This is a genomic window from Paenibacillus sp. PL2-23 (assembly GCF_040834005.1).
Classification (GTDB): domain Bacteria; phylum Bacillota; class Bacilli; order Paenibacillales; family Paenibacillaceae; genus Pristimantibacillus.
The window spans coordinates 3,817,829-3,830,452 of the sequence record NZ_CP162129.1; the positions used below are offsets into that span (position 1 = coordinate 3,817,829).

Below are 12,624 nucleotides of genomic sequence, written 5' to 3' on the forward strand. Positions count from 1 at the left end.
AGAGGCTGGCGCATGCGGCAATCCGCTTGCACCAGCCTCTTCTCCTGCTCGGCGACTAATCCTCCAGCTTGGCGAGCAGCGCCTTCAGCGCCTCGCCGCGATGGCTGATGGCGCCCTTCTCCTCCTTGCTCAGCTCCGCCATGCCCCGTCCCAGAGCGGGCACCCAGAATAACGGGTCGTAGCCGAAGCCCCCGTCTCCATGGGGCTGATCGGTTATAACGCCGTCGACCGTGCCCTCCGCTTCCACGAACGTTCCCGTCTCGGGATCGTAAAGCGCCAGAGCGCATACGAATTGAGCGCGGCTAAGGGGCTTCGAGCCGTCGACCGGCATCCCCATACCGCTTAATGCCTCCATGCGATCTTCAGCCTCGCAGCCCAACGCCTTGAGCTCCGCCACAAGCTTCGCATTGTTGTCAGCGTCTGAAGCGCCTTCGCCCGCGTAGCGCGCGGAGTAGACGCCCGGCGCGCCGCCAAGCGCCTCCACCCGAAGGCCGGAATCGTCCGCCAGCGCAAGGACGCCAAGCGCGTCTCCCGTCGCCTTGGCTTTGATTCGCGCGTTCTCCGCGAAGGTTGTCCCCGTCTCCGGAATATCCGGGATGGCGGGATAGTCATGCAGGCTTTGCACACCCTTGCCCAGCTTCTCCAGAGCGTAAGCAAACTCTTTGACCTTACCGCTGTTTTTGGTTGCGACGACAATAACGGACCCCTCCGATAGCAAGTGCCGGGACATCGCTCTACCTCCCGATGCGGTCCGCGAGCTCGCCGAGCGCTTCACGCTGCTTCTGGATCAATTCCTCAATGCCGGCCTCGGCAAGCGCAAGCAGCTGATTCATCTCTTCCCGCGAGAACGGCGCCTCTTCGCCGGTGCCTTGCACCTCTACGAATTTGCCTTCTCCCGTCATGACGACGTTCATGTCGACCTTCGCCTTGGAATCCTCTTCATAATTCAGATCAAGCAGCGCTTTCTCCTGAATGACCCCAACGCTGACGGAAGCCAGAAAATCACGGATAGGATACTTTTGGAACGAGACCGTCTTGCCGATATGAGCTACAGCCAGCGCCAGCGCGACAAAAGCTCCTGTAATGGAGGTTGTGCGTGTGCCGCCGTCTGCCTGAATAACGTCGCAATCAAGCGTAATCGTACGCTCGCCCAGCGCGCCAAGATCTACGACGGAGCGCAGCGCCCTGCCGATCAGACGCTGAATTTCCATCGTCCGGCCCGTCAGCTTGCCCCGCGCCGCTTCACGCTGATTGCGGGAGTGGGTCGCGCGCGGCAGCATCGCATATTCCGCGTTAATCCATCCCTTGCCCTGGCCCTTCATGAACGGAGGGACACGGTCCTCCACGCTGGCGGTGCAGATGACTTTGGTATCTCCCACCTCGATTAGAACCGAGCCTTCCGCATGCTTGTTTACGTTTGTCGTTATTTGAACCGGCCGAAGCTGATTCGGCTCGCGACTGTCATTTCTCATTTTGATGGCCTCCTGAGCATATCTTCCATTTTGAACCTCTCCTATTTTAACAAAGTCAAGACGGGAATGCACATCGCCGATACGACACCCGCAAAAAAAGAACGAACCGGACTAATGCCCGATTCGTTCGCTTTATGCTTAGGACTTCAGCGCGTTGAGATGATGGGGTCTCGTCGCCGGCTGCGTCTCGCTGTACGTGTTGTTCGCGTCGTCCACCAAATCCGTTTCGCCGTTGATGCTGATTTGTACAGAGGTTGCGCCCGTATTCTCGGTCAGCGACAACACGATGGCCTGCAGCATTTCCGCCGGAACCGGCAGACCGGATTCATAAGCCTCGTCCTTCAGATCGATCTTGACAAGCCCTTCATCCAGCAGCTCCAGGCTTTCGACCTCCACATTGGGAAGAATCACGCTGGTCAGCTTCTTGGCATCCAGCGGCCCTTGAATCAGCTGCTCCATCGCCGCGTGCTCCTTGGAATCCGAACGATCGATCAAGCGCGTAACCGGCACATAATATTCTTCATGATTTAAGGATTGAGCGGAGAAATAGAGCACCACCGACGAAGAATTAGCGGGATTCACCCCTTCGGCTCTCTCCAGGTTGATGCCGATTTTGCGGGTAAGCTCGCCTTGGATCGGGAACGCCGCTTGCGGCATTTCCTCCAGCAGCTGGCCTTCGACGGAGAGCTCTACACCTTCGATGCCTGGCATGGCCGTCAGCGTCCAGGTGATCGACTCTACGATATCCCGCTCGTCCTGCGCGTTATAATCAAGGAAAGCACCCGACAGGTTGACCTTCGCGACTTTGCGCTCCTGATCATAGGTATAGCCGATGACCTGCGTGCCTTGCGGAATCATGGCCCTGAAGTCCTCCGGAATAAGCGCGGCGTAAGCTCCATTGTCCACCATAACCTCGAGCGCCTTCTGGGCAGCCGTCTCCTTCTCGCCAAGCGTGACCGGCACAGCGATTGGAGCCAGATAGCCGTTGCTGTCCTGCAGATACACCGTCATTCTGGATGGCTCTTGGCCGTCCGGCAAAGCCTGTCCGGTTGGATCGCTGTTCATGTCCCCGGTTTCCTCTACCTGCGGCGGATCGATCGTTTTGCTAGTTTGCTGAGAGAACAGTCCGCATCCCGCGGTTATAACGGGCAGCGCCAGAAGCGCGACGTACGCGGAGCGGCGAATCCATTTTTTTTGAATCATGATGATAATTCCTCCCCAATCGATTTTGGCCTGTCGGCTTTGTACAACTCCTCATTTGTAGTAATATGTATACGAGCCCTTCCCTGTTTTAGACCAGTTTTGTCCAAAAATCTCGAGGGGGAAATGATATGAGCAACCTGCCTGAAAAATATAGCCTGAACAGCGAAAAAGTCGCAGCGGCTACCAAAGAATGGCTCGTCAAACGAGGTGTAACCAACGAAGCGATCGCGGAGCTGGTCTACTTCCTGCAGAAGGATTATTACCCGGAGCTCACGCCGGAGGAATGTATTATCCACGTCGAGGCAGTCCTGTCCAAGCGAGAGGTGCAGAACGCTGTCCTGACAGGCATTCAGCTGGATCTGCTGGCGGAGGAAGGCAAGCTGATGGCGCCTCTGCAGGACATGATCAAATACGACGAGGGGTTATACGGCTGCGACGAAATATTGGCGCTGTCCATCGTCAACGTATACGGCAGCATCGGCTTCACCAACTTCGGCTATGTCGATAAGCTGAAGCCCGGCATACTCGTACGTCTAAACGCCAAATCCGACAAAGAGATTCACACCTTCCTCGACGACATCGTCGGCGCCATCGCGGCATCCGCAGCGAGCCGAATCGCGCACCGCAAGCAGGCGGAGCGCGAAGGCGTCACAACGCCGCCGCTGGACTAATCCAGCCAGTCCCCGGACTGGCTGGCGGGCGACGCTGGCGGCACAACGCAATGAAGCCTCGCGGATTATCCGCGAGGCTTCATTGTTCATCAAAGATCCACTTTACATGTGTGTTCAAAAAGTCCCGTTTTCAGCACAAGATTTATGTTTTCGTTGCAAACCTCTTTAATTAAGCCGTCTGCTCTTCCTCTACCTTTGCTTTCCCCTTTGGCTTCTCTTTTGTCTCTGGCTTCGTCTCACCAGATTGCTGCAGCAGCGGCTTGTTTGGCAAATAATGAAGCGACCGAACGAATCGAATCGTTTTGGTCTTCGCGCGCATGACGATGGACTCCGTCTCCGCTCTCTCATCCGGGAAGTAGCGCACCCCGCCCAGGAATTCGCCCGGTGTGACGCCGGTAGCCGCGAATATAACATCCTCTGTGCCAACCATGTCATCCATTGTCAGTACGCGGTAAGGGTCCTCGATGCCCATCTCGATGCAGCGCGCATACTCCTTGCCATCCGCTGGCATCAATCTCCCTTGGATACCGCCTCCTAGACACTTAAGCGCTGCGGCTGCCAATACGCCCTCCGGCGCGCCGCCGGAGCCAACGTACAGGTCTATGCCCGCTTCGGGGAATGCCGGCGCCATCGCTCCCGCTACATCGCCGTCCGATAGGAATTTGATCCGAACGCCTACCTTGCGCAGCGACTTAATAATCGAATCGTGGCGCGTGCGGTCGAGAATCATAACCGTTAGATCCGCAACCTTTTTCCCCAGTGCGTCTGCCGCTTTGGCCAGGGTTGTTTCGATTGGGTCCGTAATAGACAGCTTGCCTACCAGCGCAGGACCATATGCCAGCTTCTCCATATACATGTCCGGTGCGTGAAGCAGCTGGCCCTTGCCTGCCACAGCGATGACAGACAAAGCGTTGTTCAGCCCCTTCGCCACGATCTCTGTTCCTTCCAGTGGATCAACCGCAACGTCAACCTCAGGGCCCTGCATGCTTCCCACCTGCTCGCCAATGTACAGCATAGGGGCCTCATCCATCTCGCCTTCCCCAATGACGACCGTTCCGCGTATCGATACGGAATCGAACATCGCACGCATAGCCGATGTTGCTGCTCCGTCTGCGCTATTTTTGTCGCCGCGACCCATCCACGGCGCCGATGCCAATGCCGCCAGCTCCGTTACCCTTACAATCTCCAAAGCAAGCTCTCTCTCCATCCCGCTCTCTCCTTTGTTGTGGCGATTCATATGCCCGCATTAAATATACGTTCTATATTTCTTATTTAATATGTAACATATACTTCAATATGACGCAATATATATTTTCATTTTTCATTAAATCATCATTTTAGCTAAACAAGATCATTTAGACGTTCCTGGCACGTCTATTTGCTCCAAACCCCGACTCCCTGCACATTTAGACGTTTCTGGCACGTCTATTAGCTCCAAACCCCCGCTCCCTGCACATTTAGACGTTCCTGACACGTCTATTTGCTCCAACCCTGCGCTCCCTGCACATTTAGACGTTCCTGGCACGTCTATTTGCCCCAAACCCCCGCTCCCTGCACATTTAGACGTTCCTGGCACGTCTACTTACTCCAAACCCCCGCTCCCTGCACATTTAGACGTTTCTGGCACGTCTATTAGCTCCAAACCCCCGCTCCCTGCACATTTAGACGTTTCTGGCACGTCTATTAGCTCCAAACCCCCGCTCCCTGCACATTTAGACGTTTCTGGCACGTCTATTTGCTCCAAACCCCCGCTCCCTGCACATTTAGACGTTTCTGGCACGTCTATTTGCTCCAAACCCCCGCTCCCTGCACATTTAGACGTTTCTGGCACGTCCCCACCCCCAACTCGCCCCCACCCCCAGCTCAAATCAAAGTTCCTCGCACGCCTCCCCCACTCCCGCCGCAAACAAAACGAAACTAAACAAACTGCCCTGCCGCCACAAAAAAGCCAACCAGAGCTGCGTGCCTCCCCTCAAAAAGGAGAGGCCGCAGCTCTGCTTGGCTGTCAGCAATTTATTATATTATGGTGTATCGCCGCTCCCGATGCGGCAGCCAACCGTCACGATCCCGTAAGGTCTCGTGGTCAGCATGGCGCTGCCCGCTGCAGTCCCGGCCTGAAGCATCTCTCCGGAGCGCTGCTCCAGAATATCGCTCTCATATGCTTCCACCGTGCCCTCGGGAAGCTGTACCTCCAGCTCCTGAGAGCTTCCTCCCATATTGAACCAGCGAAGCATCAGGTCGCCGGACTCCTCGGCCAGCTTCATCGAGGAGAAGGCCAGCGTCTCGCCTGACCACGCCAGAGCAGCTCCCGTCGGCTGAAGCTCCCCGCCATGAATGCCCGTCGGCTGAAGCTTCCATTCCGTCTGCAGCTGGTAAGCCTTCGCATAAGCCTGGAAGCGGCCGCGTTCCCCATCATGAGGCAGCAGCTGCATAACAAAACGATGCTCGCCCAGGCACTGCGCTTCTGGCGTCGGGAAGACGCCCCAATCACCAAGCTCGCCAACCGCCCGCAGCAAAGTAACGGCAGCGGTGTTGCGCCCATCGCGAAGCAGCTCGTATTCGTTCAGCCCAAGGTTCGCTATGGTCAGGCCAGCGTTCTGCTCGCAAACATCCACAAAGGCCTGCTGATGCTGGCAATTGCTTGGATTGCGCCACTCTGACGAAGGCTCATTATCGCGGCGTGCCGCTTCGAACACAGAGTCTGCATAATGGTGAGCAGCATCCAGATCCGTCGGAAACAAGGCGCGGATACGATGATCCTTAGCCTCATTACGAAGCACCACCTCTACGCTGACGCCCCGAGCGCCGCGCTCCAGACTGACAAGCGCTTTAATCTTGAGGGGTACAAACGCTTCCCCGGTTCTGGCGCCTAGTCTCTCCGGATAATAGACGGCTTCCCGCTTCTCGCGTTCGAATACAGCGTCACCCTCCGCAGGCACTAGCAGCTCATGCTCAATCTCCACCGCAGCGCGGAAAACGGTGTTCTCCGCAATCCGGATCACAGCCTTCTTCCCTTTAGTGGTAATGGCTTGCTCACCGTCTGGCTGACGATACATATATTCATTGCCAATATCGCCGGTATCCTCGAACACAAGAAGATCGCGATAGGTCCTGCCGCTCGCTTTGTCCTCCAGCATGAAGCTGCCATCCTCAGCAATCTCAATTCGAATACGGCCATTGTCGAGCACCTTCTCCCCTATCAGGAGAGAGCTCTGATTGTCGGCGAGAGCTTCTCCCTCGGCAGCGCCCTCACCCTGCGCCCATGCGTAGGTACGCCAGCCCAGCGCTGGAACGGAGACCGCCTGGAAGGTCAGCTTCACTCGCCGGCACATATAGGGCTGCCGGAATCGATCGTCCGGCAGGTCATAGCCGAATTGCAGGCCAAGATCCTCCACCTCGCATGCCACCGGCTCACCCCGTTCATTGCGTAACACTCTGTTCCCAAGAAGTATACTCTCCATGCGCGCATTCATCTCCGGCAGGGTTAAGCCATCCCGGTAATAAATACGGCTCACATCGAGCTCTACAGAGACGACGCCCGTTCTCTCCCACCCGCTGGTGTTGAATACGGCAACAGGAAGCGCATCCCTGCCGTACGCCGCGAACACCTCTGTATCAATGCTGGAGACGATCGTCTGCAGGCTGTCATCCACAATGGTCTCCGCTACATGGCGGCTCTTATCGAAGCGGGTAATCATCTCGCGATGCACCTCATCCACGCTGCAGCCGCAGATGCTGTCATGGGGATGATTCTGCATCAGCGTCTTCCATGCGTATACGAACAAATGATGCGGGTATGGCTTGCCCAGCATATGCGCCATGGCAGCAAGCGGCTCCGCCGTTCGCTCCAGAAGCGCCTGCCCAAGCTGGTTCAGCTGCTTCAGGTATACCCGTGCGGATGCTGTGTTCACCAGCGTGGACCATCCATCGGTGCGCTGGCTGCGCAGCTCTCCCCGTACGATGGACAGCTCCCCGGACAATGAAGCTCTTACCTTGTCCAGATAAGACTCGAAGCTGGAATGAAGAAACTCGATATCCGGATGCAGCTTTTTGGCTGTTTCGATGGCGAGCGGTAAATCCGTCTGTATAGGCTGATGATCACAGCCGTTCATGTAGAGCAGCTCGCCCGTCGAGGCATATTTCTCGGCATCGGCCAGCTTGCGAGCCCAATATTCGCGCGCTTCCTCCTCATCCACCGGCACTTCGTTGCCATTGCTGTACCAGTTCGCGAACAGGATGCCCAGCACCTGCGAGCCGTCCGGCCCCTCCCAGATGAGCTCCGAGAAGGAGGACTCGTATTCGGAGTCCGCCACTGTATTGTTAAAGCCCGTAGGCTTCACGCCCCGACCAAAAAAGGCGTTGTCGATACCCGCCTGCCTCATAAGCTGAGGCGTCTGTCCCATAATGCCGAATGTGTCCGGGAAGTAGCCGATCTTGGCAGCTTGGCCATATGCCTTGGCGTCCCTATGCCCAATCTGCATATTGCGCACATTGGCTTCAGAGCTGGTTAGGAAGGCATCCTGCAAAATATACCAAGGCCCAATCACGATGCGCCCCTCGCGGATCAGCGCTTCAAGCTCCTCCTTGCGGTCTGGCCGTATCTGCAAATAATCCTCCAGAATGATGGTCTGGCCATCCAGGAAAAAGCTCCGGTACCCGGCATCTCTGGCCATTGTATCCAGCAGAGTGTCCATTAACGCGATCAGTCTGACATGATGCTTCTCGTAAGGCAGATACCACTCCCGATCCCAGTGGGTATGGGAAATAATATGAGCCGTTTTGGTTGGTGCCATCACATTCACTTCCTCTTCTATTGCGTCTGTCTATTGCTGTTGAATGGTGACTTCCTCCGGCCGATATACGGCCGTAACCGCACCTGCTGCATCCACAGCGAACATGACGGAGCGCTCCTTCTCCAGCTGGAAGGCGTACACCGCTCCTGTATGCGGGTCCTCCACGCGCACATTGGCATCGAAGCCGCATTCCGAAACGAACAGGAGCAACGAGCCGCCGCCAAAACGCAGCTTGCGTCCATAGACGCCGGGCAGCTCTCCGCCCTCCAGCCATAAGAGCTCCCTATTGACGCCGGAAGTCTCCAGCGCGTAACGGTACAGCGTCTCCACTGCCTCCGCACGCTCGTTCAGCTCCACTGGCAGCGGACACCATAGCAGCCGGCCTTGTCCCAGTGCGGTCTCCACGATATCATCTCCTGCCGAGCTTGCGCCAGCGGGTGCCTCCTTAAGCGTCTCTGCAATGCGCCGGGCCGCGAAGGAGACGTCCACCGCCAGCTTCTCCGGAGATAGCGGCAGCCAGAGCCTTTCCTCGCGCCGCACATTGTCCTGCCTTAAGCCGCCAAGCAGCTCTGGCAGCCGCTCCTCACTCCGCCAATAAGGGTCCAGACTGATTGGACCCGTCCACAGCAGCGTCGCGCCGGTCTTCGATACAATGTCCGTTAGCTTAGCAAACGCTTCGGTATCAAAGTTATGAGGACTCGGCACAATGATCAGCTTGGCTGGTCGCGTCCGCAGATCATCCAGATGGTATTCGCTGACGCCTCGAACCGGCGTCTTCAGGCGATAGCCCAGCACGCGGGTCGCCATTGCCGTCGCATCGAACGCCAGCTTCCGATTGGAGAAGTCATTGGAGTACGGGAAGACAACTGCCGTCTCCTCCGCCTCTCGGTCCCCGAACAAATTTTGAATCTGCTCCATGAATGCTCCGAAAAGGTAGGAGACATCCGCCTCCGGCTTTTCGGTGCCATCCGCCCTTAAGGCGCCGATATGAGATTCATTGGCGTTGTCCATATAGAAATTGGTGTTCCATATCCACTGAATCGCTCCAGCGCCTCCTGCGGCGAATGCGTACGTATATTTGCGCTCCAGAATGCTGAGCAGCTCCTCCTCAGACCGCTTCGCCCGACCGTCCGGCGTCTCGACATACATAATGCCGGTTTCCTGCACCAGATTTGGCTTATTCGGCGACTTGGAGAATACGCCATCCCATAGCAGCCTGTCATTAAGCCACCAGGAATGCACCGTCGTATAATCCACCGCCTCCTCGTAGAAGAAGGGCGATGGACGCTGAGCGCCCAGCGCTTCATCCTGACCTACTGTTACCATATGCTCCGGACAAATATCCTTAATGGAAGCGTACAACTGTCTTGCCCAGCGATTATGCATCTCCATGGAGAACAGCACATAGTCCAGCCATCGGCCGCCCTTCTTGGCCTGATGCATATCCTGCACGTCAAAGTTGATCTCCTCCGGCTCCGGCGGCAGCGCAGCCTCGAAGCTTGGAAGCTGGCCAGGCGTCATATTCCACCGCTCCTGCAGCTTCTCGATGCTGCCATGCCTCTCGCGCAGCCACTCGATGAAAGCCTCCTTCTCGAAGCGATCCCGCGAGGAGCGGGGACCGTCCGAGAATATGCGCGGAGGATCGAACATGGACGGTTCGTTGATGAGATCCCAATCGACCCCTGTGGTACTCTTATGCCGGCTGACAATAGAGCGGATAAACCGCTTCTGCGCCTCCACGCTTCGGGGGTCGAGATAAGGATTAAGCCCCTCCCATGTCTCCGGCGTGAAGGAGAAGAAGGTGAAGGTCACCTGAAGACCATGCCGCTTCGCCGTCAACAGGAAGGCGTCAATGGCGCGCAGCGCTGCTTCAGAGGCATGCCCGTCCACCTCCATAATATGGCGATAGGCGGTCCAAATGCCTGTGCGTATCCAGTTAATGCCTGCTCTCCGCATCTGCGCCATATCCCTGTCCCATACGGATACGTTAGGCAACGACAGAAATTTGCGGGCAACATCGCTTGTCATATAAGTCATGCCCACTACCGGCATCGGACGGCCATCACGCTGGAAATAGTCCCTACCTGCCGTAACATTGGACCCTTCAGCAAGCAGCCCCTCGTCCCTGCACCAGAAGCCTTGGCGCAGCCCGCGCTGTTCGCCGCTTCGAGTTACAGCGACCGCGCTGATTCGGTAGTAACCCGCCTCCAGGGCGATGGGAATAGGCATTCTTACCATATTGAGCTCGCTTCCGGCATCCATCACGACAGTGTGCTCCCACAAGGTATCACTCTGGCCCTTCTGGCCGATCTTCCAGATCGCAATGGTCACCTGCCACTGATCCACAGTCCCAGGATCAGTCTTGCTCAGGCGCTGTGCCTGGAGCGTCAGCTGCGGGCGCTCGCCCGGCTCGTAGCTGGCATAATCCGGCTTCAGCCACCACTCCGTCACACCGTCTGCCACAAAGCGGCTCCACTCTGCAAGAGCCTCTGCGCCACCGCCCTGCCAGAACGAGGCCTTGAGCGGCTGGCCAATGAACAGCCAGCGCGCGCCGGCGAATTCACCCAGTACCCGCTCCCACAAGACAACCGGCGCAGACCGCTCTCTGCCGTCTACGCTAGTTCCCTTGAGAAGGGGATAAATCCGGGCGTCCATGGGACCTGCCGAGCCCATCTGATGGGGCAGATCGCTGCTTTTTGTCACATGCGGCACCAGATTCCATGTCGGTTCCCCGGCATGGAATAACCCTTCCCTGCCGGCCAGCAGCGGGATCGCGTCTGAAGCGACAAGAGAATACCCCTCGCCTGCAACGACGCGCAGAGCCTCGTGAATGCCAAGCTCCTGATGATAAGCGGTTTGCTCCGCCTCTGTCTGCCAGACGCCGTCTTCATCCCGGCGTACGGGATGCTTGAACGGTGCGCCGCCCGCTGACAGCAGCCCGCCTCCCCGTCTCAGGAAGGACAGGAGGTCACCCCATGCAGCCTTAGGGAAATACGGAGCGTGCAGATTGACCAAGGCGCCCTGCTGGGACGCCTGAAGCGCAGCCGCCAGCTCTTCCGCTCCAACAATCGTACCTGTCCCGGCCAATTGATGCAGCGAAGCCTCTGGAGGTGCGTCGCCGCTATATGGGAAGGATGGGTCATAGAAGTAGAGAATACTCATAGCAGATTATCCTTCATTGCTTTATAGACAAGCTGTGAGAACAGGCTGTTCGACCATGCGAACCAGCTGCGCGTGAACTGGGATGGATCATCTGCGTTGAAGCCCTCGTGCATATAACCCGTATCGGCATCGGTCGCTTCCAGCAAGGACAGCATCTCCAGCTTCTCCTCCGTCGTCTCGGCGGTCAGGCCCTGCATGGACAGCGCCATATGCCACACATACCCGTCCGGCGTATGAGGACTGCCAATACCGCGAGCAGCCTTGCCTTCAAAGTAAAAAGGGTTCTCCTTGCTCAGCGCGAACCTTCTCGTATTGCGGTAGATGGGATCATCCGCGGATACATAGCCAAGATAAGGAATCGACAGCAGTCCAGGCGTGCCGGCGTCGTCCATGAGACAATAATTGCCGAAGCCGTCTGTTTCGTACGCATAGATGGGACCAAATTCCGGATGGCGATAGATGCCATAGAGTTGAATGCCATGGTTAACCTCTTCCTCCAGCTCCTTCAGCTCAGTCAGCAGCGCCATATCGCGGAAGATCCACTCCGCGAACTCCTGCATCTGGCGCAGCGACACTACAGCGAACATATTGGCAGGAATATTGTAGTGGAAGTCGCAAGCGTCGTCGCTGGAGCGGAAGCCGGACCAGATCATGCCGGTATAGTTGACCGGCATCCCCATGCCGCTGTTCCGCATAGAATCCGTCGCAATGCCGTTATTGCGCGTGAAGCGGTACGGAGACAGCTCTCCATGGCGCTGCTCTGTCTTCCATAGGTCTAGAATGGTGCGCAGCATCGACTTAAACCCGCTGTCGAAGATATCCGTCAGTCCTGTTGCCTTCCAGTACGTATAGGCCAGCCGGATCGTGAAGCAAGCGGAATCCAGCTCGAACTTGCGCTCCCAAACCCACGGTCCCATATCTGTAACGTCTGTGGTGTTCCAATGCCAGTCGTTGGCGGATTCGTTGAACGCATTGGCATAAGGATCTATGGCTATATATTGCACATGGCGCTTAATCAGACCGCCAATGATGCGCTGAAGCTCCGGATCTCTCTCCGCCAAAGGCACATAATGAATGACCTGCTCCACGGAGTCTCGCAGCCAGCACGCCGGGATATCGCCCGTAATGACGAAGGTCGTGCCGTCGTCCAGCAGCTTTGTGGTTGTCTCCAGCGTATTGGGGAAGCAATTGAGGAATTGATTCAACAGCTTCGGCCGGTGGGCAAGCTTCTCGCGAGCCTCCTCCAGCACGGCCTGAACCGCTTCTGGCAGCGGCAAATGCGGCATCTGAATTTTTGGTAATCGGAATTGTTCCATATCTACG

Annotated in this window: 8 protein-coding genes; 1 reads left to right on the forward strand and 7 read right to left on the reverse strand. The window is 56.9% G+C overall.

Annotation, left to right across the window (positions count from 1 at the left end; translation table 11 throughout):
• Positions 1–55: 55 nt before the first annotated feature.
• The 3 genes from AB1S56_RS16770 to AB1S56_RS16780 all read right to left on the reverse strand — a co-directional run bounded on the left by AB1S56_RS16770 (position 56) and on the right by AB1S56_RS16780 (position 2,675).
• Entirely contained in the window at positions 56–730 is a 675-nt protein-coding gene (locus AB1S56_RS16770; RefSeq protein WP_340869373.1) for a non-canonical purine NTP pyrophosphatase, read from the reverse strand.
• A 4-nt stretch (positions 731–734) separates the two neighbouring features.
• Positions 735–1,472 carry a ribonuclease PH gene (rph, locus tag AB1S56_RS16775; protein ID WP_340869372.1) on the reverse strand — a complete coding sequence of 246 codons (738 nt, stop codon included), beginning with the start codon at positions 1,470–1,472 and terminating at the stop codon, positions 735–737.
• A 138-nt stretch (positions 1,473–1,610) separates the two neighbouring features.
• Positions 1,611–2,675 (reverse strand): GerMN domain-containing protein, encoded by a 1,065-nt coding sequence (locus AB1S56_RS16780; RefSeq protein ID WP_340869370.1) that lies wholly within the window; start codon positions 2,673–2,675, stop codon positions 1,611–1,613.
• A 128-nt stretch (positions 2,676–2,803) separates the two neighbouring features.
• On the opposite strand from AB1S56_RS16780, the gene AB1S56_RS16785 reads away from it, so the two are divergent.
• A complete protein-coding gene (locus AB1S56_RS16785; protein ID WP_340869369.1) occupies positions 2,804–3,346 on the forward strand; it encodes a phosphatidylglycerophosphatase A in 543 nt (180 codons plus the stop codon).
• Between the two features lie 169 nt (positions 3,347–3,515).
• Here AB1S56_RS16785 and glpX read toward each other — a convergent pair whose 3' ends face one another.
• From glpX to AB1S56_RS16805, 4 genes are all read right to left on the reverse strand, one after another.
• Positions 3,516–4,553: a class II fructose-bisphosphatase gene (gene glpX / locus AB1S56_RS16790; protein WP_340869368.1), complete on the reverse strand. Its 1,038-nt coding sequence runs from the start codon at positions 4,551–4,553 to the stop codon at positions 3,516–3,518.
• A gap of 814 nt (positions 4,554–5,367) precedes the next feature.
• Complete coding sequence (locus AB1S56_RS16795; protein WP_340868030.1) at positions 5,368–8,139, reverse strand: alpha-mannosidase; 2,772 nt, start codon at positions 8,137–8,139, stop codon at positions 5,368–5,370.
• Positions 8,140–8,169: 30 nt separating this feature from the next.
• The gene (locus AB1S56_RS16800) at positions 8,170–11,301 is read right to left on the reverse strand and encodes a beta-galactosidase (protein WP_340868031.1); all 3,132 of its coding nucleotides are present in this window, start codon (positions 11,299–11,301) and stop codon (positions 8,170–8,172) included.
• Positions 11,298–12,617 (reverse strand): glycoside hydrolase family 125 protein, encoded by a 1,320-nt coding sequence (locus tag AB1S56_RS16805; protein WP_340868033.1) that lies wholly within the window; start codon positions 12,615–12,617, stop codon positions 11,298–11,300. Before AB1S56_RS16805 ends, AB1S56_RS16800 begins: the two co-directional genes overlap by 4 nt.
• Positions 12,618–12,624: the final 7 nt, after the last annotated feature.

Bases quoted from the DNA above. Each gene is read 5' to 3' on its own strand.
- glpX (WP_340869368.1), bottom strand. From the start codon at position 4,553: ATGGAGAGAGAGCTTGCTTTGGAGATTGTAAGGGTAACGGAGCTGGCG.
- AB1S56_RS16800 (WP_340868031.1), bottom strand. From the start codon at position 11,301: ATGAGTATTCTCTACTTCTATGACCCATCCTTCCCATATAGCGGCGAC.
- AB1S56_RS16805 (WP_340868033.1), bottom strand. From the start codon at position 12,617: ATGGAACAATTCCGATTACCAAAAATTCAGATGCCGCATTTGCCGCTG.
- AB1S56_RS16770 (WP_340869373.1), bottom strand. From the start codon at position 730: ATGTCCCGGCACTTGCTATCGGAGGGGTCCGTTATTGTCGTCGCAACC.
- AB1S56_RS16795 (WP_340868030.1), bottom strand. From the start codon at position 8,139: ATGGCACCAACCAAAACGGCTCATATTATTTCCCATACCCACTGGGAT.
- AB1S56_RS16780 (WP_340869370.1), bottom strand. From the start codon at position 2,675: ATGATTCAAAAAAAATGGATTCGCCGCTCCGCGTACGTCGCGCTTCTG.
- AB1S56_RS16785 (WP_340869369.1), top strand. From the start codon at position 2,804: ATGAGCAACCTGCCTGAAAAATATAGCCTGAACAGCGAAAAAGTCGCA.
- rph (WP_340869372.1), bottom strand. From the start codon at position 1,472: ATGAGAAATGACAGTCGCGAGCCGAATCAGCTTCGGCCGGTTCAAATA.